The sequence below is a fragment of the Streptomyces liliifuscus genome, assembly GCF_016598615.1.
GTDB classification, from domain to species: Bacteria; Actinomycetota; Actinomycetes; order Streptomycetales; family Streptomycetaceae; genus Streptomyces; species Streptomyces liliifuscus.
Genome location: NZ_CP066831.1, coordinates 10,181,759 through 10,206,018, shown reverse-complemented (window position 1 = coordinate 10,206,018; position 24,260 = coordinate 10,181,759). Strand labels below are relative to the sequence as shown.

Annotated in this window: 23 protein-coding genes; 14 read left to right on the top strand and 9 right to left on the bottom strand. The window is 71.2% G+C overall.

The window, feature by feature from the left end:
* The first annotated feature begins 30 nt into the window (after positions 1–30).
* From JEQ17_RS44505 to JEQ17_RS44490, 4 genes are all read left to right on the top strand, one after another.
* Entirely contained in the window at positions 31–591 is a 561-nt protein-coding gene (locus JEQ17_RS44505) for a GNAT family N-acetyltransferase (RefSeq protein WP_200400621.1), read from the top strand.
* Positions 592–646: 55 nt separating this feature from the next.
* Positions 647–1,192 carry an ATP-binding protein gene (locus JEQ17_RS44500; protein WP_200400620.1) on the top strand — a complete coding sequence of 182 codons (546 nt, stop codon included), beginning with the start codon at positions 647–649 and terminating at the stop codon, positions 1,190–1,192.
* 84 nt (positions 1,193–1,276) lie between these two features.
* Entirely contained in the window at positions 1,277–1,543 is a 267-nt protein-coding gene (locus JEQ17_RS44495) for a GlsB/YeaQ/YmgE family stress response membrane protein (RefSeq protein WP_200400619.1), read from the top strand.
* Positions 1,544–1,721: 178 nt separating this feature from the next.
* Positions 1,722–2,603 (top strand): GNAT family N-acetyltransferase, encoded by an 882-nt coding sequence (locus JEQ17_RS44490; RefSeq protein ID WP_200400618.1) that lies wholly within the window; start codon positions 1,722–1,724, stop codon positions 2,601–2,603.
* Positions 2,604–2,653: 50 nt separating this feature from the next.
* On the opposite strand, the gene JEQ17_RS44485 is transcribed toward JEQ17_RS44490, so the two are convergent.
* From JEQ17_RS44485 to JEQ17_RS44465, 5 genes are all read right to left on the bottom strand, one after another.
* The gene (locus JEQ17_RS44485) at positions 2,654–3,436 is read right to left on the bottom strand and encodes a GNAT family N-acetyltransferase (protein WP_200400617.1); all 783 of its coding nucleotides are present in this window, start codon (positions 3,434–3,436) and stop codon (positions 2,654–2,656) included.
* Positions 3,437–3,514: 78 nt separating this feature from the next.
* Positions 3,515–4,234: a 2OG-Fe(II) oxygenase gene (locus tag JEQ17_RS44480; protein WP_200400616.1), complete on the bottom strand. Its 720-nt coding sequence runs from the start codon at positions 4,232–4,234 to the stop codon at positions 3,515–3,517.
* 20 nt (positions 4,235–4,254) lie between these two features.
* A complete protein-coding gene (locus JEQ17_RS44475; protein WP_200400615.1) occupies positions 4,255–4,758 on the bottom strand; it encodes a methylated-DNA--[protein]-cysteine S-methyltransferase in 504 nt (167 codons plus the stop codon).
* Between the two features lie 106 nt (positions 4,759–4,864).
* Positions 4,865–6,217: an SGNH/GDSL hydrolase family protein gene (locus tag JEQ17_RS44470; RefSeq protein ID WP_200400614.1), complete on the bottom strand. Its 1,353-nt coding sequence runs from the start codon at positions 6,215–6,217 to the stop codon at positions 4,865–4,867.
* Positions 6,218–6,383: 166 nt separating this feature from the next.
* On the bottom strand, positions 6,384–7,862 hold the full coding sequence (locus JEQ17_RS44465) for a sialidase family protein (RefSeq protein ID WP_200400613.1): 1,479 nt from the start codon (positions 7,860–7,862) through the stop codon (positions 6,384–6,386).
* Between the two features lie 205 nt (positions 7,863–8,067).
* On the opposite strand from JEQ17_RS44465, the gene JEQ17_RS44460 reads away from it, so the two are divergent.
* Both JEQ17_RS44460 and JEQ17_RS44455 read left to right on the top strand, forming a co-directional pair.
* Complete coding sequence (locus JEQ17_RS44460) at positions 8,068–9,366, top strand: MFS transporter (RefSeq protein WP_200400612.1); 1,299 nt, start codon at positions 8,068–8,070, stop codon at positions 9,364–9,366.
* Positions 9,356–9,838 (top strand): nucleoside deaminase, encoded by a 483-nt coding sequence (locus JEQ17_RS44455; protein WP_200400611.1) that lies wholly within the window; start codon positions 9,356–9,358, stop codon positions 9,836–9,838. The genes JEQ17_RS44460 and JEQ17_RS44455 overlap by 11 nt, the downstream gene beginning before the upstream one ends.
* Here the strand turns inward: JEQ17_RS44455 and JEQ17_RS44450 are convergent.
* On the bottom strand, positions 9,823–10,776 hold the full coding sequence (locus JEQ17_RS44450; RefSeq protein ID WP_200400610.1) for an SDR family NAD(P)-dependent oxidoreductase: 954 nt from the start codon (positions 10,774–10,776) through the stop codon (positions 9,823–9,825). The two genes, JEQ17_RS44455 and JEQ17_RS44450, sit on opposite strands and share 16 nt — an antisense overlap.
* Before the next feature lie 142 nt (positions 10,777–10,918).
* Between JEQ17_RS44450 and JEQ17_RS44445 the strand changes: the two genes are divergently transcribed.
* Both JEQ17_RS44445 and JEQ17_RS44440 read left to right on the top strand, forming a co-directional pair.
* Positions 10,919–11,557 (top strand): TetR family transcriptional regulator, encoded by a 639-nt coding sequence (locus JEQ17_RS44445; RefSeq protein ID WP_200400609.1) that lies wholly within the window; start codon positions 10,919–10,921, stop codon positions 11,555–11,557.
* Between the two features lie 60 nt (positions 11,558–11,617).
* Positions 11,618–12,727 carry an acyltransferase family protein gene (locus JEQ17_RS44440; protein WP_200400608.1) on the top strand — a complete coding sequence of 370 codons (1,110 nt, stop codon included), beginning with the start codon at positions 11,618–11,620 and terminating at the stop codon, positions 12,725–12,727.
* Here the strand turns inward: JEQ17_RS44440 and JEQ17_RS44435 are convergent.
* Positions 12,724–13,581 carry a GNAT family N-acetyltransferase gene (locus tag JEQ17_RS44435; protein WP_200400607.1) on the bottom strand — a complete coding sequence of 286 codons (858 nt, stop codon included), beginning with the start codon at positions 13,579–13,581 and terminating at the stop codon, positions 12,724–12,726. The genes JEQ17_RS44440 and JEQ17_RS44435 overlap by 4 nt on opposite strands.
* A 180-nt stretch (positions 13,582–13,761) precedes the next feature.
* Here JEQ17_RS44435 and JEQ17_RS44430 point away from each other — a divergent pair, with 180 nt between their 5' ends.
* The gene (locus tag JEQ17_RS44430; RefSeq protein ID WP_200400606.1) at positions 13,762–14,286 is read left to right on the top strand and encodes a GNAT family N-acetyltransferase; all 525 of its coding nucleotides are present in this window, start codon (positions 13,762–13,764) and stop codon (positions 14,284–14,286) included.
* 393 nt (positions 14,287–14,679) lie between these two features.
* Here JEQ17_RS44430 and JEQ17_RS50755 read toward each other — a convergent pair whose 3' ends face one another.
* Entirely contained in the window at positions 14,680–15,441 is a 762-nt protein-coding gene (locus tag JEQ17_RS50755) for a chaplin (protein WP_200400605.1), read from the bottom strand.
* A 280-nt stretch (positions 15,442–15,721) separates the two neighbouring features.
* Between JEQ17_RS50755 and JEQ17_RS44420 the strand changes: the two genes are divergently transcribed.
* The 4 genes from JEQ17_RS44420 (at position 15,722) to JEQ17_RS44405 (ending at position 21,103) form a co-directional block, all read left to right on the top strand.
* A complete protein-coding gene (locus JEQ17_RS44420) occupies positions 15,722–17,308 on the top strand; it encodes an alpha/beta hydrolase (RefSeq protein ID WP_200400604.1) in 1,587 nt (528 codons plus the stop codon).
* A 92-nt stretch (positions 17,309–17,400) separates the two neighbouring features.
* The gene (locus tag JEQ17_RS44415) at positions 17,401–18,498 is read left to right on the top strand and encodes a baeRF3 domain-containing protein (protein ID WP_200400603.1); all 1,098 of its coding nucleotides are present in this window, start codon (positions 17,401–17,403) and stop codon (positions 18,496–18,498) included.
* A gap of 171 nt (positions 18,499–18,669) precedes the next feature.
* The gene (locus JEQ17_RS44410) at positions 18,670–19,296 is read left to right on the top strand and encodes an FxLYD domain-containing protein (protein WP_200400602.1); all 627 of its coding nucleotides are present in this window, start codon (positions 18,670–18,672) and stop codon (positions 19,294–19,296) included.
* 313 nt (positions 19,297–19,609) lie between these two features.
* Positions 19,610–21,103, top strand: a complete 1,494-nt coding sequence (locus JEQ17_RS44405; RefSeq protein WP_200400601.1) for a PP2C family protein-serine/threonine phosphatase — start codon at positions 19,610–19,612, stop codon at positions 21,101–21,103.
* Positions 21,104–21,169: 66 nt separating this feature from the next.
* Here the strand turns inward: JEQ17_RS44405 and JEQ17_RS44400 are convergent, their stop codons facing one another.
* The gene (locus JEQ17_RS44400; protein WP_200400599.1) at positions 21,170–22,669 is read right to left on the bottom strand and encodes a DNA-binding protein NsdB; all 1,500 of its coding nucleotides are present in this window, start codon (positions 22,667–22,669) and stop codon (positions 21,170–21,172) included.
* A gap of 233 nt (positions 22,670–22,902) precedes the next feature.
* Here JEQ17_RS44400 and JEQ17_RS44395 point away from each other — a divergent pair, with 233 nt between their 5' ends.
* The gene (locus JEQ17_RS44395) at positions 22,903–24,045 is read left to right on the top strand and encodes an aminoglycoside phosphotransferase family protein (RefSeq protein WP_200400597.1); all 1,143 of its coding nucleotides are present in this window, start codon (positions 22,903–22,905) and stop codon (positions 24,043–24,045) included.
* Positions 24,046–24,260: the final 215 nt, after the last annotated feature.

Below are 24,260 nucleotides of genomic sequence, written 5' to 3'. Positions count from 1 at the left end.
CGTCCGTCGGCGCGCGGGCAGGATCGCCTCATGGACAGCCCGCTGACACTCGCCCCGCCTCCGTACCTGCGGCTCGAAGGAGAGGGTATTCACCTGCGCGAATGGTCCGAGGAGGACATCCCCGCCCTGGTCGAGGTGTACGACGACCCCGAGATCGCCCGCTGGACGCCGGTGGCCTCGCCCTTCGACACGATGGCGGCACAGGTCTATCTCACCGAGGCCCAGGAGGCGCGGGCGCAGGGACGCAAGGTGCAGCTCGCGATCACCACGGACGGGGTCCTGCCCCGGGGCGAGGCGCTGCTGTTCCGCAGCAAGGCCGACGAGAGGGACGTCGAGATCGCCTACGGCGTGGGAGCCGCCCACCGGGGCCGGGGGCTGGCCTCCCGGGCAGTCCGCCTCCTCTCCGAGTACGCCGTGCGGCACACGGGAGCGCGGCGCGTGGTGCTGTGCATCGAGGAGGGCAACGCGGCCAGCATCGCGGTGGCCCGGTCCACCGGCTTCACGCTCACCGACGACGAGCCCGTCCTGCGGACGTCACGGGGGCGGCAGATCACCCTGCGGACATGGAGCCTCACCGGCGGCGCCGCGTAACCCTTCGGGCGGTTCTCGATCGCGGGAGCCCGCTCCCGGCTGGCAGGCTGCTCCCATGGATCATGCGGAGGTTCTGCTCATCGGTGGGCGCGCGGGTGTCGGGAAGTCGACAGTGGGCTGGGAGGTCTCGGCCCGGCTGCGGCGGGCGCAGGTCGCCCACGCCGTGCTGGAGGGCGACTTCATGGGGCAGGTGCATCCGGCGCCGGAGGACGATCCGCACCGGGCGGGGATCACCGAACGCAATCTGGCGGCGGTGTGGGGGAACTTCGCCGAACTCGGCCACCGCCGCCTGATCTACACGAACACCGTGAGCGTGCTGACCGAGGCCGCGGGCATGTTCGAGCGGGCGATGGGCGAGGACGTACGGCTCGTACGGGTGCTCCTCACCGCCTCCGACGCCACCGCCGCCAAGCGGCTGAAGGGGCGCGAGCTGGGCTCCGAGCTGGAACAGGAGCTGCGGGGCAGCGCCCACAAGGCCAGGCTGCTGGAGGAACGGGCGCCCGCGGACACCGTACGGGTGGTCACGGACGACCGCGAGGTGATCGACATCGCGCGCGAGGTGCTGGGAGTCACCGGCTGGACCGGAAACGGCGTCGGCTGAGGGAAACCGCCCGGACTGCACTCTCGCCGACGGGGCACTTGTAGACGTAAGGAGTATGACGAAGAGGGGCGAAGAGGGGCTGAGATGGAGATCTCGGGCATCATCAGTGCCATCGTGATCGGCATCATCATCGGTGTGCTGGGCCGGCTCGTTGTTCCGGGCCGTCAGCGCATCGGCATTCTGTGGACGATCGCGGTCGGCATCGTGGCCGCGCTCATCGGTTCGGCGCTGGCCAACGCGTTCGACGTGTCCGACACCAACGGAGTGGACTGGATCGAGTGGCTGATCCAGATCGGACTCGCGGCGCTCGGTGTCGCGGCCCTGGACCGGTCGAAGGCAGGGCGCCGCTGAGCACGACGGATCGCGGAGCACCGCACGCCGGGGCTCCACGAGGTGTCCGCCGTCAACCGCATGGCGCGTCGCAGTACGAGCAGTACGAAAAGCTGTTGCAGGTCGTTCTCCGTCACGGCTAGCGTCTGCGGGTTTCCCCCCGCAGCCCGCACCGCATCCCAACCGTGACGGAGACACCTTGCCGCACCGCATCACCGCACTCACCGATCCCCTGCCCGGCGCGTCGAGCCGCCGGCTGGCCTGGCTCGCGTCCGACGACGAGGGGGCACCGGTCGGGTCCGCCTTTCTGCGGCTCTTCACCAAGGAGGGGCAGGAGCATCTCGCCGAGCTGGAGATCGCCGTGCACCGGACGGAGCGCCGGCGCGGTGTCGGCGGCGCTCTCCTGGACGCGGCCGTCGCGGCGGCACGCGACGAGCGCCGCCGGTCCCTCCTCGCCCAGGCAGAGGCGGGTTCCCCCGGCGACCTCTTCCTGACGGCGCGCGGTTTCCGCAGGGTGCTGGCGCTGACGTATGCCCGGCTCCCGCTGGCCGACGCCGACCTCCACCGGATCGACGAGATCGTCGAACAGCCCCACGAGGGCTACCGGTTGATCCACTGGGAGGGCACGGTGGCGCCCGAACTGGCCCGTACGTTCGCCGACTCGCGCCGGGCCATGGACGACATGCCGATGGACGGCACCGACTACGGCACGGTCGTCTGGGACGTGGAGCGCGTACTCGCCGCCGCCGAGGCCATCGCCAAGCGGGGCGAACTGTTGCACACCGTCGCCGTGGTGGACACCTCCGACGGGTCGGTCGTCGGCTTCTCCGAGCTCGTCGTGCCCGGCGACGGCCGGGGGGACGCACAGCACTACGGGACCGGAGTGCTGCCCGAACACCGGGGCCACGGTCTCGGCCTCTGGATGAAGGCACGGTCCATCCGACAGGCCCGCGAACACCACCCGGAACTCGGCGGCCTCCTCACTGACACGGCCGACAGCAACGCGCACATGCGCGGCATCAACGACACGCTCGGCTATCTGCCGACGCACAGGGCGGTGGAGTACCAACTCGATCTGTGAGGCGGCGTTGTCATGCCCGGGCCCCGGTGACTTGCCCCTCCCGGGCCCGGCTACGAGGCCGGGTGCACGTACGGCGTGGTCGTCGTCAGTCGGGAGAAGCCGAGTCGTTCGAGGATGGGGCGGCTCTCGTCGGAGGCGTCGACCTGGAGGTAGCGGTAGCCGCGGTCGGCGGCGATACGGGCGCGGTGGGCGACCAGCGCGCGGTAGATGCCCCGGCCTCGCCAGGCCTCGATCGTGCCGCCGCCCCACAGCCCCGCGAACCGTGTGCCAGGGATGAGCTCCATACGGGCCGAGCTCACCGGCACGTCGTCGGCGAGGGCCACGACGGCGACCACGGTGTCCGGCTCCTCGGCGAGCTGAGTGAGCAGCAGGTGCCGGAGCCGGGAGCTGTCCGCGCCGTAGAAGGCCTGTTCATGGACGTCGGCCACGAGGTCGACGCCCGCGGCGTCGGTGACGGGCCGCAGCTCGATGCCCTGCGGCGGCCGGAGGTCGAGGTCCAGCTCGCCGACCTCGGCGATCATCAGCGTCTCCTCGGGTTCGGCCGTGAAGCCGGCCGCACGCAGCCTTCGGGGCAGGTCGACCGGCCGGTCGTGCGCGTACAGCTTCCACTCGAACTCCAGGCCCAGGCTGGTGAAATGGCGCACCTGCTCGGCGATCGCCGCGTCCGCGTCGGCCTCCGAGAGGTCGGACCAGAGCACCCCGTTCCAGCCCTTCTCGGGTCCGACGTGCCGCACCACCCCTCCGACCCGCTCCACCACGGAGTCGAGGCCGAAGGGGCGCGCGCCCTCGCGCATGTCACGGTCGAACAGTGCCAGTACCGCTGCGTGATCCATTACGCCACTCCAGCATCCGTGGGACGGGCGGGCAACGGAGTTTCGGGCGAGTGGGTGTCCCGGCCGCCGACCGGGTGATCATTTGGCCTCGTGGAAGACCAGCCCCAGCGTGCGTCGCCGCCCGGAGCGGACCGTGCTCACCCCGTGCCGCATGGGCCCGGTGGACCAGCCCCGACTGGAGGCCACCGGCCGGTCACGGGTGGTGAAGATCAGGCCGTGCCCCTGGGGCAGGGTCGTGGACGATCCCCTGGACTGGGCGCGCGGGCGCTGCTCGGTCATGATGAACTCGCCGCCCGTGAAATCGGCTCCCGGGGCGTCGAGACCGATCACGACCTGGAGCGGGAAGAGCAGGTCGCCGAACACGTCCCGGTGCAGGGCGTTCCAGTCGCCCGGCCCGTAACGCAACAGGATCTGGGCGGACTTGGACTGTCCGGCGGCATGGCACCGCTCCACCCACTCCCCCAACGTGTCGGGCCAGGGCGCGGGGTGGCCCAGCCTCTCGGCCCAGTCGCGGGCGACGGGCAGGAGCCGCGGATAGAAAGCCTCGCGCAACTCCCGTACGACATCCGGAAGTTCATGCGTGAAGTAGCGGTACTGGCCGGAGCCGAAGCGATGGCGGGCCATGTCGATGGTCGCGCGGAACCGGTCGTCCTCGTCGTACAGGGCGGCGATCTCGTGGCACTGCCCAGGGGTGAGGAGCTGTCCGGTGAGCGCGTTGCCGTGCTCGTCGAGTTCGTCGGCCAGGGCGGCCCAGTCCTGCGTCGCGACCCGGGCCGCCGGGTGTGTGGTGTGGTTCATGGTGAGAGGTGCCTCAGGGGTCAGAGGAGGGTGGGCTGCAGGACGCCCTCGTGGGTGAGGAGCCGGACCTTGCGCTCCACACCGCCGGCGTAACCGCGCATGGTGCCGTCGGCGCCGATCACCCGGTGGCAGGGGCGCACCAGCAGCAAGGGGTTCGCTCCGATCGCCGCGCCCAGCGCCTGGATCCTTTCCCGGGGCACACCGAGCCGCTCGGCGAGCGCGCCGTACGTGGTCGACGTGCCGTACGGGATTTCCTCCAGCGCATGCCACACGCGCTGCTGGAAGTCCGTGCCGCTCGGGGTGAACTCGATGTCGAACTCGGTGAGTTCACCGCCGAAATAGGAGGTCAGCTGCCGGGCGACGTCCGCGAAGCGGTCAGGGTCGCGCCGCCGACCGGGCCTCACAGCAGGGGCGTTGCGCTGCCCCGGCATGGACAGGGACGTCAGCGTGACGCCGTCCAGGGTCTCTTCACCGACCAGTAGCAGTTCGCCCAGCGGGCTGTCGATCGTCGTAAAGGCGGTCATCGTGGCCTCCCTTTCATCCGCTCTCGTTCCACTCCTCATACTGGGGTGTCCCGATCACGGATGCTGGCGGGATTCGGACGCCACGCTGCGCTGCCGGTGCCGGTGGTCACTTGAAGAAGCGCAGCGGCACCGCTCGCGCCATCGCCTCCCGGCCCGCGTCGTTGGTGTGCAGGTGGTCGCCGCTGTCGTAGGCGGCGAGGAGTCGCTCGGGATCGGCCGGGTCCCGCAGCGCGGCGTCGAAGTCGATCACACCGTCGTACTCGCCGCTCGTGCGCAGCCAGTCGTTGAAGGTCCGGCGCGCCTCCGCGTTCTCGGGCGTGTAGAAGCCGAGCGTGTCGTTCTTGAACGGCGTGATGGTGGCTCCGTAGATCCGCAGTCCGCGCTCGTGGGCGCGGGCGATGAGCTGCCGGTGGCCGTCGATCAGATCCTGTCCGGTCACCTTCTCGGAGAGCGGGGCGATGATTCCGGGGTGGCCCAGGTCGTTCACGCCGAGCAGGACGAGGACATGGCGGACTCCTGGCTGGGCTGCCACATCACGGTCGAAGCGTTTGAGTCCGCTCTCACCGAAGTACGCGGCATACGCCTCCGCTGGGTGACCGGCCGGCGGGTTGGGGTCATGGAGCAGGCGGTTGCCGCTGATGCCCTTGTTGAGGACGCCGACGGGACGGCTGGGGCCGCCAGGGCCCTGGAGGCGCTGGGCGAGGTAGTCGGTCCAGCGGTGGTTGGTGCCGAGGGTGGTGTCGGCCGTGATGGAGTCGCCGAGCGCGACGGCGGCCGACGCCTTGCCCGTGCCGGAGGGCCCTGTGGGCCTGGCCACTGCGGCCGAAGACCCCGCGGCCGTAGGCCCTGTGGGGGCGGCTCGGACGCTCACTCCGGTCAGGAAGTACCAGCGTTCCGTGACGGATTGGGGCTCGATCCTGGTCTCGCCCGTCACATTGCCCGCCGCTGTGTAACTGCGCTGCGCGGCGAAGGAGTTGACCGTCGATCCCGGAGTGCTCTCGGGGAGGTGGAGGCTCACGACGAGATCGGAACGCGCGGGCACGCGAAGCGTGACGGGGTCACTGAGGGCGGGCGCCCCGGCGGGGATCGAGACCGAGGACTTGCCCGAGAAGGTCAGTCGGCGGTCCGTGGCGGGGTCGATGGTCGGCTCGTCCGTACCTGGCGCGCGACGGGCGACGTGCACTTCGCCGATCTCCAGCGGCTGCTTGCCGAACTCGTTCGAGAGGCGGATGCGCAGGGCGGATCCGGCGATGCTGGTGTGCACGATCTGGCGGATCGTCTGGTCGTGGAAGGCCGTGGTGTCCGCCCTGGGGACGGTTGTGGGAGCCGTGCCCCAGGTCCCGGTCCAGGTGACTGGTTCAGGCGCCTGGGCAGAGGCGGGGGAAGTGAGAGCGGCTCCCAGCAGGAGGGCTCCGGTGAGTAACGCGGCGAGTCTCTTGCGAACAGTCAGGCGTTCCATGTGCGGCTCCTCGTCGTCCGGAGGAAGGGTTGGCACCCCTGCCGGGGGCCGTCGAGGCCCGGCCTCCGACAAGGGAGGCCGGGCCTCGAACAGGCAGGCATGCCCGAAAGTTTCGCGGCACTTTACGAATGAGCGGTCGTGACGATAGAGAGGGCTGTTACTCCCGTCAAGACGTCGAGGCGTGCACGGCAGCCCTGCCCGGGGCGTCCGGTACGGCCCACGCCGCGCTGAACCCGCGCCCGTTGGCGACCAACCCCATGCGTTCGCCCAGGAAGTAGCCGCGCGGACTGGCCTCGTCGGGAATCCGCGGCGCCCGGCGCATGTCGTACGACCTCGGGGTCAGCCGAGTCTCCCGCCAGGTCGCCGCATCGCTCGTGCAGTCGGCGGGTTGCGGACGGCAGCGCGCCAGCCAACGGTCCGTCAGTAGCGGTGCACCCGTGTCGTTGTGCCGGAAATCGGAGTGGGAGACGGCGACCGTGCCGTCGTCGCCGACCGCCAACGCGACAGTGAATGAATGCTGGTTGGGCAGCGGGATGCCGGTCGGCGTGCGGTTCACCTTCACCGGCGCGGACCAGGTGCGGCCACCGTCGTCGGAGGCGGCCATGGCCACGGAGTCGACGGCGCCGTCGGTGAACCGCGAGTCCTGCCAGGCCACATGGATGCGCCCGGTGCGGCGATCGACGGCGGTGTCGGAGAGCAGGCTGGTGGTGTGCGAGACCTGTTCACCGGACTCGGGGTCCTGGAACAGGAACTTGGTGCGCAGGTCGGCCACCTTCACGGGCGCGGACCAGGTCCGGCCGCCGTCGGTGGACCGTACGGCCTGGAGGGTGAGCCGACCGGTGATCGGACCCTCGCCGAAGCGGACCAGAGTGTGGACGTCCACCAGCGTGCCGTCGTCGAGCACGGTCAGCCGATGGCCGGAGACGAGGTGCCTGTCGCCGGCGTCCACGACCAGGGTGGGCGGCTGCCAGCTGCGACCGCCGTCCGTACTGCGGCTGATCCAGGCGTCGTTGCGGGTCCGCTCGGCGGCCGGGAAGCGCGGGGTGACGACGTACAGCACGTTCGGATCGCGCGGGTCCACGACCGCCGGGCCAGAGGCGACTCCGCCCCTCGCCGGATCGGTCTCCTCGATGATCACCGCGGGGCGTGTCCAGGTCCGGCCGCCGTCGTCGGAACGTATCGACAAGCTCGCGCTCGCGGAGCCGTCGGCCATGGCGAGACCGCCGGTGACCAGCAGCGCGCCGTCCGCGGTGAACGTCACGGCGGGTTCGTCGACGTAGTCGTAGCGGCCTCCCGAGCACCGGGTCAGGTGTGGAACGACGGTGCGTTTCCAGGACGTTCCGCCGTCCCGCGTGACGGCCAGCACCACGCCGCGCTGACGGTCCTGCGGCCACACCGCCGCGATACGACGGGGGTCGCCCGGGTCGGCGGCGAGCTGCGGCTCGATGGCGCCGTCGGCCATCTTGCCGTCGAGCGCTCCGGGGGCGCAGCCGGCGAACGGACTGGCTCCGGACAGCCGCACGGGTTTGTGTCCTTGGCCGTCGGGCGTCGCACCGGCCGAGGTGCCGGACAGTGCCAGCGCCGGTAACAGGACAGCCGTGAGCACGGTCAGGGAACGCAGGCGAGAGGGCGGGGCAGAGCGCACGGAAGGCTCCTTCCAGATGGTTGTCACCATCCTCGGAAGGCGCTCCTGCCGTGTCGTCGTACGCGTGGAGCTGTCGCCCCTACCTCCCCGGGAGTAGCCCGCCGACGGGTCCCGGGAGCCTCGCGACGGAGTCGGCCTCGGCCGCCCGTCCCCGAAGACGGCGGGCTTGCCCTCACACTGATGTGAACGTTTCACCATGGGCCGTATGACGACCGCACCGATCACCGAAGGGCCCGGCACGCCCCCGTCCAAGCCCGAACCCACATCCAAGCCCACGCCCACGCCCGCTGGGCCCGGTCTGCCCCTCTCGGGGCTCCTCGCCCTGTCCACGGCCGCCTTCACCGCCGTACTGACGGAGCTCCTTCCGGCGGGTCTGCTGCCGCGGATGGCACCGGACCTCGGGGTCTCCGAGGCGCGGGTGGGCTTCCTGGTGACGGGCTACGCGGTCGCGTCGTTCCTCGCCGCGATCCCGCTCACCGCCGTGCTGCGCGGACTGCCGCGGCGGCTGGTGCTCATCGGCGCGCTGCTCGGTTTCGCGGCCGCCAACGCCGTCACGGCGCTGTCGTCGTCCTACGGGCTGACGTTCGCGGCGCGGCTCGTGGCCGGGGCGATGGGCGGGACGCTGTGGGCGATGCTCGTCGGGTACGCGGCCCGGATGGTGCCCGCCGAGCGACGCGGCCGGGCCATCGCGATCGTGCTTGCCGGCATCACGCTCGCGCTCTCCCTGGGGCTCCCCGCGGGCACGGCGCTGGCCGACGCACTCGGCTGGCGAGCGGCCTTCGCCGTCCCGGCACTGCTGGCGGTGCTGCTCGTGGTGTGGATACGACGCCGGGTGCCGGGCCTTCCCGGTGAGGCGCGGGGCGAGCGCGTGCCGTTGCCCCGCGTCGCCGCGCTGCCCGGCATCGGCACGGTTCTGTCCGTCACACTGACGCTGCTCGTCGGCCATCAGGTGATGTACACGTACGTGGCACCGTTCTCGGAGCACTCGGGTTTCGGCCGTACGGGGCTGGTGCTGCTGGTGTTCGGTCTCGCGACCGTCGTCGGGATCTGGCTCACCGGGCTGCTGATCGACCGGCATCCGCGCCGGACCCTGCTCGGTGCGCTCGCCCTGCTGGCGTCCGCGATGCTCGCGCTGGGCACGTACGCCGGTCATGAACCGGTGCTCCTGGTCGCGGTCGCCCTGTGGGGCATGGCGTTCGGCGGCGCGCCGACGCTCATCCAGACCGCGCTCGTCGACGCCTCGGGTCCCGCGAACGCCGATGTGGCCACCTCGCTGCAGGCCACGGTCTACAACGCGGGCATCGCGGCCGGTTCCCTCACGGGCGGTCTGATCCTGGAGAGCTCGGGCGCCGACGCCCTCCCCTGGACGACGTTCCTGCTGGTCACGGTCACGCTCGCGATCGTGGCAGCCGGGCGCGGGCACGCCTTTCCCTCGCGGCGCGGTACGGAGTTGAGTACGGTCGGTCCAAGGTCAACAGGAGGGCTGGTACGGCATGGTGAGTGAAGCCGAGCTGAAGCATCTGCGCCGCTGTCTGGAGCTCGCGACCGAGGCCCTGGACTCCGGTGACGAGCCGTTCGGGTCGGTCCTCGTGGGCGCGGACGGCACGGTCCTGGCCGAGGACCACAACCGGGTGGCCTCCGGTGACCGCACCCGCCACCCGGAATTCGAACTGGCCCGCTGGTCCGCGGCGCATCTGACGCCGGAAGAGAGGGCCGCCGCGACCGTCTACACCTCCGGCGAACACTGCCCGATGTGCGCGGCGGCGCACGCCTGGGTGGGCCTCGGCCGCATCGTGTACGTGGCGTCGTCCGAGCAACTGTCCTCCTGGCTGGGAGAGTTGGGCGTCGCCGCTGCCCCGGTCCGTCCGCTGCCGATCCGGGAGGTGGCACCCGGCGTGCTCGTCGAGGGGCCGGTCCCGGAACTCGCCGACGAGGTGCGGGCCCTGCACCGGCGGTTCCATCACGCGGAGGGATAGGCCCCCTTGGCGGCGACCAGCCGTTCCAGCTCCTCCCAGAGCTCGGTCTCACGGGCGGGGTCGTACGACGCGGGCGAGGACCGGACGGGACGCCCGCGGTCGAGATAGCTCCCGGACGGGGCGACCGGCACGCCGACGGCCGCCTGGGCGAGTTTGCGGCCGGACGCGCGCGGGTTGGTCGAGCTGGGGTGGACCCGGGTGAGGTGCAGCAGGCTGTTCCAGGCGAGGCGGTCCAGCGGTCCCGCCTCGCGGGCGAGGCCGGTGCCCGGCATCAGACCGGGGTCGAAGGTGTAGACGCCGATGCCCTCGGGGGTGCGGCGGTCCAGCTCGTGGGCGAGGTGCACGGTGGCCAGCTTGCTCGCCGCGTACGCGGACCGGCCCGCCTTGACGGTGTCGGCGTCCGGGGTCGTCCAGGGCAGCGCCAGTTCGGCGACCGGGGCCGTGCGCGGCGGCGGAGTCAGCCCCCAGGTGTGCCGGAAGTCCCCGAAGTGCGTGCCGCTGCCGACGAGGACGATGCGCCCCGGCACCGTCAGCCGGTCCTGAAGCCGTCGGATCAGCAGATGGTGCCCCAGAACGTTGGTGCCGAAGGTGACTTCGAAGCCGTCGGCAGTCCGGTCCGTGGCGGTGACGGCCTGCGTGCCCGCGTTCGCCACCACGGCACGCAGCGGCGGGAGGTCCCCGGAGTCGAGCAACTCCCTTATGGAGTCCGTCGCTTGGCGTACGGAGTCGAGTGAGCCGAGGTCACAGAGGACGCCGTGCACCCGCGATGAGCCGGTCTCGGCGGCCAGCCGCGCCGCGAGTCCGTCCGGATCCGAGCGGACGGCGACGAGGAGATGCAGGTCGGGACGGTCACGCAGGAGCGTCAGGGCGGTGGCGCGCCCGAGACCGCGGCCCGCGCCGGTGAGGAGGACGGTTCCGGGAGAAGGGATGACAGACATGGCTTGCTCCGGCCGTGGGAGAGGAGGTGAGGCACGCGAAGACGGAGAACGGATCCCCCGCGGAGGGAAATAGGTTCTCGATACCAAACGGTACTCGATACCATTATGGATCGGGTACCCCGCGGCCCGATATCCTGGCCCCATGGACAACGGCAAGCCGCTGAGCAGCGACGACGAGATCCCTCTCCGGGAGCGCAAGCGGCTACGGACCCGTGGAGCCCTGATCGACGCGGCCATGGAGCTCTTCGTCGAGCACGGCTTCGAGGCGGTCACGGTCACCGACATCGCCCGCCGCGCCGAAGTCGGCCGGACGACCTTCTTCCGCTACTTCACCGACAAGCAGGAAGTGCTCTTCGCGGACGAGGACCAGCACCGCGAGGCCCTCGTCTCGGCCCTGGACGACACTGCCGCCGCCCTCGCCCCGATCGGCGCCTCGCTCGACCGCGCCCTGGACGCGGGCCGCGCGGGCCTGAGGGGACTGCTGGGCAGCATCGCCGAGCACACCAGATGGCTGGCCGACCGCGAGCGGCTGATCAACGGGGATCCCGCGCTGCTCGCCCGCAGCCTGCTGAAGCAGCGCGCGTACGCGTACGCGGCGATCAAGGTGCTGGAGCGCCACGGGGCCGACCGGGAGACGGCCGTGCTCGCCGCCGCCGTCTGCCAGGCCTGCTACGAGGCCGCCGTCGCCCTGACGGACGCCGAGCCGGACCGGCTGCCGGGCGCCATGGAGGCCGCTTTCGAACGACTGTCCGCGCGGGGAGCGAACGTACGCGACGACTGAGCCGTACGAGAGGGGGCAGGCGGGACGGATCGGTTCCCCGCCCCGAGGCCAGGAGATGTGGTGTCGCAAGATTTACCGGCCCCCGCGCCCGTAGCCCTGCGGGAACGCCTGCCGGAAAAACGGGCCAAGCCGGCGTCCGCCCGCAGGGACCCGTATTTCGACAACGCGAAGTACCTCACCATCGTGCTGGTGGCCTGCGGTCACGCGTGGGAGCCGCTGACCCACGGCAGCAGAGCCGCGACGGCGGCGTATCTGACGGTGTACGCCTTCCACATGCCGGCGTTCGCGCTCATCTCCGGCTTTTTCTCCCGGAGTTTCGACATGGCACCGGGCCGGGTGCGCCGGCTTCTGACGACCGTCGTCGTGCCGTACTTCGTCTTCGAGACCGCCTACACGCTCTTCTACCGCTGGGCGCAGGACGATCCGGGCTATCCGCTGAGCCTGCTGGATCCCTGGTACGTGATGTGGTTCCTGGTCGCGCTGTTCGTCTGGCGGCTGACGACCCCGATCTGGCTGGCGCTGCGCCACCCGGTGCCGGTCGCGCTGGGTTTCGCCGTGCTGGCCGCCGTCTCACCCGACCTGGGCGGGGACATCTCCATCCAGCGGATCCTGGGCTTCCTGCCGTTCTTCGTACTCGGACTGACGCTGCGCGCCGAGCACTTCGAGCGGCTGCGCACCTGGCGCGTACGGCTGATCGCACTGCCGGTCGCCACGGTGGCGCTCGCCGCGGCTTACGCGGTGGCGCCCTGGTTCAGTGCCGGATGGTTCTACCACCGGGGCAGCGTCACGGGCCAGGGTGCGCCGGCCTGGGCGGGGCTGTTCACGACCCCGGCGCTGTTCCTGCTCGCGCTGGTCCTGACCGGCTGCTTCCTGGCGTGGGTACCGGGCCGGCACCTGTGGTGCACCGCTCTGGGCGCCGGGACGATGTACGGCTATCTGCTGCACGGCTTCGTCATCAAGGCCTCCCGCTTCTGGGACTGGTACGACCACGCATGGGTACGCACCCCGCTCGGCGAACTGGTCGTCACGGCCGCCGCCGTGGGGCTCATCACGGTGCTGTGCTCGGGCCCGGTCCGCTCCTTGTTCCGGTTCGTCGTCGAGCCCCGCATGGCATGGATGTTCAGCCACCGCGCCGAGACCCCGACGGCCGACAGACGCCCGTCCGGCTAGCCCAGTTCGAGTGTCGTGACGCCGAAGACCCGGTCCGTGGCGTACGGGCGGACGGGCCCGGTGTACATCCGGGCGGTCTCGAACGACGGGGTCAGACCGTACTCCTCGGCCAGGGCGACGCCCGCCGCACTCGTTTCGGGGACGTCGACGGAGACCGGGCGGCCGTCGGCCTCGGCGGCCAGGGCGGCGAAGAGGGCGCGGGCGTCCTCGGCGGTGTCGGCGAACAGCGGTCCGATGCGCAGCGAGGTGAGCGCGGGCCGGATCACGCTGTAGCCGGTGAGCCGCCCGTCGACGATCCGGACCAGGGCGCGGTGGCCTGGCTCGGTGAGCCAGCGCTCCACAAAGGCCGGCCGGTCGGCGGGGTAACAGGCGCTGTCGTAGGCCGTGATCGCGTCGAGGTCCGCCGCCTCGGCGGCCCGGACGCCGGATCCGGCGGACTCCCCCGCGGCCGGGACGCCTCCGAACCGGAAGGTCTTGTAGGCGAGTTCGAACCCCGACTGACGGTAGTTGCCCTGCTGGGCGACCACGCCGTCGAGTCCGACGGTCCGGCCGCCGACATGGGCGAGGGCCGTCTTCCAGGTGGTGAGGCCGTAGCCACACCCCCGCAGATCGGGACGTACGAGATAGCAGCCCAGGAAGGCGTAGTCGGCGCTGTAGTTGACGACGGAGATCGCGGAGACCGGCTCCCCGTCGATCCTGCCGAGGAAGAACCCCTCGGGATCCTGGGTGAAGAAGCACGCGCCGTCCGAATCCCCCGGATCCCACCCCTCGTCCGCCGCCCACCCCTTGATCACCGGCCAGTCGTCGAGCGAGGCCTGCGTGACGACGAGACCTTCGGGGCTCGGACGGGTCATCTGTGCGCTCCATTCGTCGGAAGAGATCGAAGGCGGGCCGAACACAGCAAGCGGAGCAAGGTGATCGGCCGCATCCGCGCAGCATCCTTCCCGATGGCCGAGGTGTGTGGCGCGGCAATGAGCCAGTGTCATGCGCAGGAGGGAGTACAGGGCCGGTGGCCGCGCCTAGGGTGGCCGTTCATGGATCTTGTGACACTGCGCCCGGTGGGCGAGGACGACCTGACCGTGATGGAGCGGTTCCTGACCGGCCCCGAGGAATCCGCCCCCTTCCAGTGGTACGGCTGGTGGGACACCGGACGCTGGCGACGGCAGTGGGCCGAGACCGGCCTGATCACGGACGAGGCGGGCCATCTGATCGTGGCGCTCGACGGGGAAGCGGTGGGGTTCGTGGCCTGGCGCAAGATCGTCGCCACACGCACTTCGTACTACTGGAACATGGGGATCGCCCTGCTGCGGGAGGCCCGCGGCAAGGGGGTGGGTACGCGGGCGCAGCGGCTGCTGGTCGAGTACCTGTTCGCGCATACGCAGGTGGTCCGGATCGAGGCGGACACCGAGGTGGAGAACATCGCCGAGCAACGGGCCCTGGAGAAGGCGGGGTTCACCCGCGAGGGCGTGCTGCGGAGTGTGGGGTTCCGCGATGGGCGGTGGCGGGACGGGGTGCGGTACAGCGTGCTGCGCGAGGACGTGGCCCCGGCCGATTCCTGAGCGCCGGGCCGTGAGGGGTGTGCCGGGCCGTAAGGGGCGTGCCGAGGTTTGAGCGGCGTGCCGGGCATGACGGGCATGCGCGGGGCATGAGGGCGTGCGGGCGCTGTCAGAGGGAGACCCCACCGGTTGGTGTGCCCGGTGGGGTCTTCCGTCCTCGGAGGTGTCACTCGGCTGAGAATCGACGCGGTGTACTGCCGTGACGCGATTCAGCGCACTGCCGAGGGGGCGGTGCGCGGACGACCGTGGGTACGGGTCCGTCCGCGACCGGGACCACGTCCGCGGGCCCGGTCCAAGGGGGCGACCGCAGACCGCCGGGTGGGCCGGGTCGACGTACGGTCACGGGCTCGGGCCCACGACCGGCCGCGAGCCCGGCGGACCGACCGCGGACTCCGGTCAGGAGCCGTCCGCGGACCCCGGACCACCCGCACCGGCATGCCCGGACCGGGGCGTGACAGCCGTCCGGAAGCGCCGGTACAGCGCGGCGCCGCCCAGCATCAGCGCGGCGCTGGCCGCGACCGTCGGGCCCATCAGGTCCGTGCCGGTCTGGGCGAGGGACGCTCCGGGCTCCTGCGGCACGGCCCGCGGCGCCTCGGGCTCCACGACCGGCTTGGCCGGCTTCGCCGGTCGCTCCGGCTTCTTCGGCGGCTCCACCGGCTTCGGGGCGGGGGGCGACACCGGCTTGTCCGGGTGGTGCGGCCGCTCCCGGGAGGTGTTCGTGGACTCGTTGCCGACAGCGGGGTTGCCGATGCCGACGACGCTCACCGAGTTGCCGGTGACGTTCACGGGGAGCTGGACCGGGAGTTGGATGCCGTTGCCGGAGATCACACCCGGTGAATCCTTTGCCCCTCCCTCGGCGACCGCACCCGCGGAACCCTCATGGGCACCGCCCTTGCCGTCGCCGCCCTTGCTGTGGCCGCCCTCGTTCGCGCAGCGGTTGCCCGCTGCGGGGTTGAGGAGTCCGACCACGTTCACCGTGTTCCCGCACACGTTCACCGGAACGTGCACCGGGAGCTGAATGGTATTGCCGGAGATCACCCCCGGCGAGTGGGCCGTGCCACCGTCCGCCGCGGAGTCCGCGTACACCGGCATCGTCACGGCCACGGCGCCGGAGGCGGCGGCCGCGATGATCAAACCATTTCGGGCAACCCGTTTCATAGGTTCCCTGCCTTCCAGACATGGTCGCGGGCACTCACCCGCACCGGATAAAACGCCGGTGGGCGATGCGGGTTAGTGGGTTGCCGATTTTTCACCCCAACGGGCGGTGCCCCAGTCGAACTGTCCGGCGCGCTGCCGTGACACCGCGCCGTGGGGCGCGCGGCCCGCAGAGTAAGGCCTCAGGCGCAGGTCCGCCCGCCCGGAGGCGTGCACGGGGGCGCCCCCTTATCGTGATCGAGGGGGAATCCCGGCTGCGCGCCGGGCGTTCCGGGAGGCCTTCATGCTGTCCACGCATCAACGCCGCGCGTTCACCGGCGCCGTGACACTGGCCCTGCTGGGAGCGGGACTGCAGTCGGTCGCCGCGGCGGACACCGACCGTCCCGATCTGTCCCGCTTCTACGACCAGCGGATCAAGTGGTCCGCCTGCGAGGGCGACGCCCTGCCCAAGGACCTGCAGTGCGGGAAGGCGACCGTCCCGGTCGACTACGCGAAACCGGCCGACGGAACACTCGACCTCGCCCTGGCCCGTGTCCGGGCGACGGGAAAGTCCAGGGGTTCGGTGGTGCTGAACTTCGGCGGCCCCGGCGGGCCCGGAGTCAGCGAACTCGCCGCGGGTGGCGAGGACTTCATGGGTCTGACCGACGGCTACGACGTGGTGACCTTCGACCCGCGCGGCGTCGGCAGAAGCTCCCCGGTCAGCTGTGGCGAGGGGACGGGCGAGGCCGTGGACGAGGCGGATCCCGACGCGGACGACAGCGACGACCCGCGGGCCGCTCTCGACCTCCTGCGCAGGGCCGCCGCCGAGTGCGCCGAGCACTCCGGGCCCGTGCTGTCCCACATAGGCACGGTCAACGCCTCGCGCGACCTCGACGTGCTGCGCGCGGCCCTCGGCGACAAGAAGCTCAACTACCTCGGCTTCTCGTACGGCACGCGGCTGGGCGCGGTGTACGCGGCCCAGTTCCCCAAGAAGACGGGCCGGTTGGTGCTCGACGGCGTGGACACCCTCACCGAACCACTGAGCGAACAGGGCATCGTCGGCGCCCAGGGCCAGCAGACAGCTCTTGAGGGCTTCCTCGACTGGTGCACCGAGGACATCAACTGCGCGTTCGGACAGGACACGCGCACCGCCCGGCAGGACGTGGTCCGGCTGGTCGAGTCGCTGGACGAGGACCCGGTGCCGGGGGACTTCGGCGAACCGTTCTCCGGTCAGGATCTGGTGGGTGCGATCGTTCAGGCCCTCTACAGCAAGGAGCTGTGGCCGGCTCTCTCGCAGGCGCTGACCTCGCTGGTCCAGGACGGCGACACCCGGGGCATCATGCGCTTCGCCGGCGGCGGTGTCTCCCTGCCCGGCGGCATCACGGTTCCCGGCGACGGCGGGCTCGCCGATGACGGGGAGGGCGACCTGGTCGACGAGGGCGACATTCCCTTCGACAACCTCCCGGCCGCGCTGATGGCCGTCAACTGCGCCGACGATCCGGACCGGCCCACCGCGGACCAGATCACCGAGGACCTCGACCGACTGCGCGCCGAGTACCAGGCCGCGTCACCGGTCTTCGGCCAGTACCGCCTCACCCAGGTCCTGATGTGTTACGGCCGCCCGAAGGGCACCACCTACATCCGCGAGGAGGTCCGCGACGTCGACACCCCGAAGCTGCTCCTCGTCGGCACCCGCGGCGACCCCGCGACCCCGTACCGCTGGACCACGGAGACCGCGGCCCGGCTCGGCTCGTCGGCGGTCGTCCTCGACAACAAGGGCGAGGGCCACACCGGTTACGGGTCCTCCAAGTGCGTGCACCGCAAGGTCGACGACTTCCTGCTGTACGGCTCGCTGCCGCCCGACGGGAGCTCGTGCGGGGCGGAGGAGTGAGGAACGTGAGGGCCTCGGCGTCCGCCTCGCCCCGTTCGCCCGACCCGGTCCCTCCGCATGCCCGTTCGCCCATTCGGTCATATGGTGCATCTATGGAGCATGTTCTGAGCCCCACCACACTCACCGAACTGCGCCGCCCGCGGCCCTATCCGGCCGTGTCGGTGCTCACTCCGACCCATCGCCGCGAGCCCGACAACGCGCAGGATCCCGTGCGGCTGCGCAACGTCCTGGCCGAGGCGAAGAAGCAGCTGGAATCCGACCCCGCGGTCACCCGTGAGCGGCGGATGGACGTCGTCGGGCAGCTGGAGCAGGCACTCGCGGAGGTCGATCTGGCCCACGCCGAGGACGGTCTCGCGATCTTCGCCGCACCCGGGGAGCACCAGGTGTGGTCGCTGGCCCGGACCGTGCCGGAGCGCGTCGTCCTCTCGGACACCTTCCTGACCCGCAACCTCGTCGCCGCGCAGGCCGCCGAGCGCCCGTTCTGGGTACTGGCCGTCTCCGCTGACCGGATCTCCCTGTGGAGCGGCGGCGGGGGACATGTCGTCGAGACCGAGGCGGCCGGCTTCCCGCTCACGCGCAGCCTGGAGGACCCGGACGCCGAGCGCAAGGAACGCATCGGCGACCTGCCGAGCACCTTCCGCGACGAGCGGACCCGCCACTTCCTGCGGGACGGCGACACCGCCCTCGCCGGTGTCCTGCGCGGCGACACTCGACCGGTGTACGTCACCGGCGAGCAGGCCGCGCTCTCCCTTCTCGACGAGGTCGGCACCGTCACCAAGGACGCCGTCCACGTCGCGCACGGCGGTCTCGCGCACGCGAACGCCGACGCCGTGTGGCAGGCGGTCAGCCCTCTGGTCACGGCCGAGGACCGCAGGAGCGCCGACACCGTGGCGCGGGAACTCGAAACGGCAAAGGGCCGACGGGCGTTCGCGGCAGGCGTCGACGAGGTCTGGCAGAACGCGACCGCGGGCCGGGTCCGGCTGCTGGCCGTCGAGGAGAACTACCGCGTGACCGTGCGCGACGACGGCGGCGACCATCTGGTCCCGGCCGACACCGACGATCTGGACGCCCGCGACGACATCGTGGACGAGATCGTCGAGCAGTGCCTGGACACCGGCGCGCAGGTCCGCTTCGTCCCGGACGGCACGCTGGGCGACGCCGAGGGCATCGCCGGAGTGCTGCGCTACTGACCGCGACGGGTCATCGGCCGAGCCCGGTGCCGGGCGGGTGACCGGGCCTAGTGCCGAGTGCCCAGGGCCCGGCCGTCCCGAAATGCCCCACCGGAATATCCGACATAGGGTTCATTTCGTCGACCGACCCGACAGTGATCGACCAGGCACCGACAGCAAGGACGACACTCGATGCACTCACCGTCGCGTGGCCCCCGCCGACCGGGCAGGACCCGTTCGGCCGCCGTCGCACTGGCGGCGATCGCCGCGGCCACGAGCACGCTCGCCTCGTGCAGCACCGACAGCGACTCCGGCGGTTCCGACCCGTCCTTCAGCGAGCGGCCGTCGCCGCCCGACACGGCGTCCTTCTCGGGTACGGCCCCTTCTGTCAACGAGTCGGCCATCGAGTCCGCTCGCGCCGCGGCCTCCGCGGCGGCTTCCTCCGCCTCGGCCGCGGCGTCCTCCTTCGAGGCGTCCGTGTCGGCGGAGGTCGCCCGGGCCAACGAGGCGGCGGAGAGCGAGCTCAAGGACGTCGACGGCCAGGGCAACGCGATGTCCGACGTCTCCATGACCGGCAAGCCCAGGTCCGAGACCGGCGGCCTGCTCGCCGTCGTCGTGACCATCACCAACAAGACCGACACGCAGGCCTCGTACGCCGTGCAGGTCGACTTCCTCGACTCCTCCGGCAAGACGGTGGAGACGAGGTTCGTCGGCGCCGAGGACCTCGCCCCGGGTGAGCGCGCCCAGCCGCTCGCCATCAGCCGCAAGCCCGCCGAGCCGACGCTGACACCGAAGCTGGTCAAGGCCCAGCGGTACTGACCCGGGGCCCGGCGGTGCCGACGCGGCGAAACCCCGAACGGGCACCGCACACACGCTCGCCGAACATACGATTGAGTGAGCCGCGGCCACTGCCGTCACTCCATCAACTCGCCTATCCTGTCTACGACTTGACCGGACCGACCGCGTACCGACTCCACCCCGTCCGAGCCCTCCGCGAGGACTGCGACATATGCCAGAGGCACCACCGAGTCGTGTGTTGCCAAATCCCTTACAGCGCGTCGCAGGCTGTGCGACAGTCGTAACCGGTCCTTCCTTCAGCCTTGGTCGTACCGTGCCTGTATCGGAGTACGTCATGCCGTCCCATCTCTCGGCGGACCATCCAGCCGCCCAGCCGCCCCCGCGCGGCTCGGTCGACGCGCTCATTTCGCAGACGCGCCGACTGCGGGGCGAGGTGGACGCCGTTCGGCGTGACGCGCCGGTCGACGGCACGGATCCGGAGGGCCGCTGGCAGCGCGCCCTGTGCGATCTGGCGATGCATCAACTCAGTGACCTCGACGAACACTTGGCGCAGTTGAGGGACGGCCCGCCGGCCGTTCCCGTCGAGCACGAGGCGGCGGCTCCCACCGCACGAGCCGTGCCGGCCGCACCCCGGCACGGCTCGCTGCTCAGCCGCGTCGGAAGCGCCGAGTGGAACCTGCTGACGGACGAGGCGAGTTGGTCCGGCGAGCTCTACCAGATCCTCGGCCGTGACCCCGCCGCTCCCCCGCTCACCCTCGACGAACTGCCCTCCGTCGTGCTGGACCAGGACCGGCCCAGGCTGACGGCCATGGTCACGGACTGCCTCATCGACGCCAAGCCGATCGACGGCGAGTTCCGTGTCGTACGGCCCGACGGCGACGTACGGACCGTGCACATGATGGGTGAGCCCGTGCTCGACACGGACGGCAGCACCGCCTCGATGTGGGCGGTCCTGAGGGACGTCAGCGAGCTGCGCCGCAGTCAGCGGACCGTCAGTGAGACCCGTGACTCCCTGCAGCACCAACGGCACTTCGCGCAGACCGAGCGCCGGCTCGCGGTCGAGCTGCAGGAAGCCGTACTGCCGCCGTGGCGCGGTTCCCTGCGGCTCCCGCGCCAGGGACCCGAGACGCTGGACCTGGCGGCCCGCTATCTGCCGTCCTCGACGAGCGAACTCATCGGCGGCGACTGGTACGACGCACTCGAACTGCCCAGTGGGGACACGCTGTTGAGCGTCGGCGACCTCACCGGCCGTGGGGTGACCGTCACCTCGGGCATGGCGATGATGATCGGCGCCCTGCGCGGTATGGCCGTGGCGGGTACCGAGCCCGGCCAGCTCATGGCATGGCTCAACCAGTTACTCGACGCCTCGGTCCAGCCGGCCCTGGGCAGCGCGGTGTGCTGCCGCTACCGGCCCGAGAGCCGCACGCTGACCTGGGCGCAGGCAGGACACCCCGCCCCGCTGCTGTTCCGCGACGGGACGGGGCGCGTGCTCTCGCCGCCGGACGGCGTACTGCTCGGCGCCACCTCCGGCGCTGTCTACGGACAGGCCGAGGAGACGCTCGAACCGGGCGACCTGCTCCTCCTTCACACCGACGGACTGGTTCCGCGGCGATGGGCTTCCTCCCAGCCCCAGTCATGGGAGTCCCACGACTCGGGCGACGCCGGGAGTGGAGGCGACACCGCGGACGTCAGCCGTCTCCTCGACCTGGCCCCCCGCTTCGGCGAGGCGCGCGCCGCACAGGACTGCGTACGGATGGTCGTGGAGGAGTTCGGCGAGACGGAGCGCGAGGACGACGCCTGCGTACTGATCGCCAGGGTTGCCACCTGACGCGGGCACAGCCCAACGGCACGCGAGCGCGACCCGCCAACAGAGGTGAACAGCCGCACAAGCCCCCTATGCCCGTGCGCTGTTGCCGCCCCTGGCCTTCAACGAGCCCTTGGGCAGCGCCAGTTTGATCTCCTCACGCAGATCGTTGATCTTCGGATAGCTGGAGTACTGCCCCGTCAGCCGGTACATCTCACGCAGCCGGTCCCAGGTGCGGTGGGAGGAGTTCGAGCCCATCGACGTCAGGGCCAGACGTGCGTACCGGTCGGCCTGTTCGGGGTCGTCGGCGATGAAGCAGGCGGACGCGAGCGAGATGTGGTCGAAGATCTTCGACCGGTCCCGGCCCTTCTCCCGCAGCTCCAGGGCTTCCTTGGCGTGTCGCTGCGCGACGGCGGCCGCGGACGGGTCGTGCTCCGCGAGCGTCCGGTAGGCCAGGGCCTGCATCCCGTGCATGTCCGCATCGTCGAACAGCTGCATCCAGCTCGGCGGCGGCACGTCACCCTTGTCCGAGACGAAGAGGTCCTCCGCCTCCCCCAGGGTGCGCCGCATGGCCTGGCCCTTGCCCAGCGACGCCTGCGCCCAGGCCTCGATGGTGTAGAGCATGGCCTGGGTGCGCGGCAGGACCTCGTCGCCCGATCCCGATTTCGCGAGCTTCATGAGGTCGAGCGCGTCGTCGGGCCGGCCCAGGTGCACCATCTGGCGGGCCGCTCGGGAGAGCGCCTCGCCCGCGCGGGGCCGGTCACCGCCTTCTCGGGCCGCGTGCGCGGCGATGATGAAGTACTTCTGAGCCGTGGGCTCCAGGCCGACGTCGTGCGACATCCAGCCCGCGAGGACGGCGAGGTTGGCGGCGACGCCCCACAGGCGCCGCTGCAGATGGTCGGGGTGTCGGTAGGAGAGCATGCCTCCCACTTCGTTGAGCTGTCCCACGACAGCCTTGCGTTGCAGTCCGCCCCCGCGGGCCGCGTCCCAGGCGCGGAACACCTCGACCGAGCGCTCCAGTTCCTCGATCTCCTGCGACCCGATGGGGGCGGCCTCGTAGCGGTCGAACCCAGCGGGGTCGGCGTGCAGGGGATTGTCGATGTCAGGGGCGTCGGCCGCGAGGGTCGGATCGGAGTGCAGCCAGTCCTGCATGGCGCTGCTGATAGCGGATCCGGCGGCGAGCGCGGCGCCCGCGCCCACCAAGCCGCGTCGGTTGAGCATGAGGTCCATTCCCGTGAATTCGGTGAGGACCGCGGCAGTCCGCTCGGGCGCCCACGGCATACCGTCGGGATGTTCCACACTCCCGCCGCCCGGCCGTTTCCCCGTGCGCCCGTGCCGGACCAGACCGAGATCCTCGATGGTCACGACACGGCCGAGACGCTCGGTGAACAGTGCTGCCAGCACCCGCGGCACCGGATCGCGCGGGATCTCTCCCGTGTCGATCCACCGCCGCACCCTTGAGGTGTCCGTCGCCAGCTGGGGGTGGCCCATGGCCGCCGCCTGCCGGTTGACCATCCTCGCGAGTTCCCCCTTGGACCAGCCGGCCAGGCCGAACAGGTCCGAAAGGCGGGTGTTGGGTTGTCCGCTCACGTCAAGCCCCCAGGTTCTCGGCTGAGTTGACACTAACCGTCTGTCAGTTGCTGAGCGACTATTCGCCAGGGTTCGCCAGGGCACGCCAGATGGTGTGCCAGTGGGCATCGGGTGTCAGGTAGGAAAGCGCCACCCCGACCCGGTCGCCGAAGGGACACTCCCCAGGGTGCACCAAGGCGGCCGGGGCGGGTAGCGCAGCAACTCGCAGGCACACGAAGGGATCTGTTTCGCCCATGTACGCAGCATCGTCCTCCGTGTCCGCTCCGCCCCGGTCACTGCACGCCCGCCCGGTCGGCAGCGGCCCCTATCTCGACCCCGTACGCCCGGGGGCGGCTCCCGTGCTCGGTGCCGGTCGGTCACGGCGCGTGCCGGGGCTCGGTACCCAACCGCTCAGCGGGAGACTCGACTTGTCCGGCCCCCAGGGGGCGCAGCTGCGCACGGCGATCGCGTCGGTGCACCGGATCTGTCCGGAGTTCTCTCCGGTCCAGGTGCTGCGCCGCAGCGGCCGTTCCGTGCTCCTTGTCGGCACGACAGGGCGCAGCACCGCCGTCGCCAAGTGCTTACTGGACCACTCCCCGGTGTGGAGCGAGCGGATCCGTCATGAAATAGCGGCGTACCGCTCGTTCGTGCGGCACCGGCCCCCGGTGCGGGTGCCGCGCCTGATCGCGGCGGACCCGGACAACTGCACACTGGTGATCGAGCGGATGCCGGGACGGGTGGCGGCGCTGCAGCGGCACCCGGTGGAGTCACCGCCGCGCGCGGACATCAGGGCGGCGCTCGGCGCGATCTGCCGGCTCAACGCGTGGCGGCCGCCGGCGGGGACGTTCGACGCCCCGCTGGACTACGCGGCCCGGATCTCCCGGTACCACGAGCTGGGGTTGCTCACCGACCGGGACATGGGTGATCTGCAGAAGCTGGTGCACGGCATCGCGCACTCGGCGGGCCGCCAGGGCATGGGCCAGTTCTGCCACGGCGACGCTCTCCTGTCCAACATTCTCCTGTCACCGGCCGGTCCAGTGCTGGTGGACTGGGAGCATGCGGGCTGGTATCTGCCGGGGTACGACCTGGCGACGCTGTGGGCGGTCCTCGGGGACGCGCCCGTCGCCCGGCGGCAGATCAGCCAGCTCGCGCAGTCGGCGGGACCCGCGGCGCGGGACGCGTTCCTGGTGAACCTCATGCTCGTCGTCACCAAGGAGATCCGTACGTACGAGATGGCCGTGCAGCGATCCATGCAGGAGACGACCCCGGCGGCACCGGGACCGGCCCACCCGGGTGCTGCGCCGTCCGGCGAGGAACAGCGGCTGCTGCTGAGGCGGCTGCACGACGACTGCCAGATGGCCCGCAAGGCCGTCCGGGCGGCGGTCGGCACTCGCTGACGGGGATGGTGGTCCGCGGTGCGCCCAGGACAGGGCGCATCGCGGACCTTCGTCATGTCGCGGACCTTTCTCGTGTCGGGCAGCCGCTCGCGCCCCACACACCTCCATTGAAGAACGTTCACCCGAACAGGCCACAGGTCCACTCCACTGACGCCTCGCAGGCCGGGTCGCCGTCGCCGCGAAACCCGCGACACCCGCCGCTGACGTGGGAAATC

Excerpts from the sequence above, each read along its gene's own strand:
- JEQ17_RS44505 (WP_200400621.1), top strand. The coding sequence starts at position 31 with ATGGACAGCCCGCTGACACTCGCCCCGCCTCCGTACCTGCGGCTCGAA.
- JEQ17_RS44500 (WP_200400620.1), top strand. The coding sequence starts at position 647 with ATGGATCATGCGGAGGTTCTGCTCATCGGTGGGCGCGCGGGTGTCGGG.
- JEQ17_RS44495 (WP_200400619.1), top strand. The coding sequence starts at position 1,277 with ATGGAGATCTCGGGCATCATCAGTGCCATCGTGATCGGCATCATCATC.
- JEQ17_RS44485 (WP_200400617.1), bottom strand. The coding sequence starts at position 3,436 with ATGGATCACGCAGCGGTACTGGCACTGTTCGACCGTGACATGCGCGAG.
- JEQ17_RS44480 (WP_200400616.1), bottom strand. The coding sequence starts at position 4,234 with ATGAACCACACCACACACCCGGCGGCCCGGGTCGCGACGCAGGACTGG.
- JEQ17_RS44475 (WP_200400615.1), bottom strand. The coding sequence starts at position 4,758 with ATGACCGCCTTTACGACGATCGACAGCCCGCTGGGCGAACTGCTACTG.
- JEQ17_RS44470 (WP_200400614.1), bottom strand. The coding sequence starts at position 6,217 with ATGGAACGCCTGACTGTTCGCAAGAGACTCGCCGCGTTACTCACCGGA.
- JEQ17_RS44460 (WP_200400612.1), top strand. The coding sequence starts at position 8,068 with ATGACGACCGCACCGATCACCGAAGGGCCCGGCACGCCCCCGTCCAAG.
- JEQ17_RS44455 (WP_200400611.1), top strand. The coding sequence starts at position 9,356 with ATGGTGAGTGAAGCCGAGCTGAAGCATCTGCGCCGCTGTCTGGAGCTC.
- JEQ17_RS44450 (WP_200400610.1), bottom strand. The coding sequence starts at position 10,776 with ATGTCTGTCATCCCTTCTCCCGGAACCGTCCTCCTCACCGGCGCGGGC.
- JEQ17_RS44445 (WP_200400609.1), top strand. The coding sequence starts at position 10,919 with ATGGACAACGGCAAGCCGCTGAGCAGCGACGACGAGATCCCTCTCCGG.
- JEQ17_RS44435 (WP_200400607.1), bottom strand. The coding sequence starts at position 13,581 with ATGACCCGTCCGAGCCCCGAAGGTCTCGTCGTCACGCAGGCCTCGCTC.
- JEQ17_RS44430 (WP_200400606.1), top strand. The coding sequence starts at position 13,762 with ATGGATCTTGTGACACTGCGCCCGGTGGGCGAGGACGACCTGACCGTG.
- JEQ17_RS50755 (WP_200400605.1), bottom strand. The coding sequence starts at position 15,441 with ATGAAACGGGTTGCCCGAAATGGTTTGATCATCGCGGCCGCCGCCTCC.
- JEQ17_RS44420 (WP_200400604.1), top strand. The coding sequence starts at position 15,722 with ATGCTGTCCACGCATCAACGCCGCGCGTTCACCGGCGCCGTGACACTG.
- JEQ17_RS44415 (WP_200400603.1), top strand. The coding sequence starts at position 17,401 with ATGGAGCATGTTCTGAGCCCCACCACACTCACCGAACTGCGCCGCCCG.
- JEQ17_RS44410 (WP_200400602.1), top strand. The coding sequence starts at position 18,670 with ATGCACTCACCGTCGCGTGGCCCCCGCCGACCGGGCAGGACCCGTTCG.
- JEQ17_RS44405 (WP_200400601.1), top strand. The coding sequence starts at position 19,610 with ATGCCGTCCCATCTCTCGGCGGACCATCCAGCCGCCCAGCCGCCCCCG.
- JEQ17_RS44395 (WP_200400597.1), top strand. The coding sequence starts at position 22,903 with ATGTACGCAGCATCGTCCTCCGTGTCCGCTCCGCCCCGGTCACTGCAC.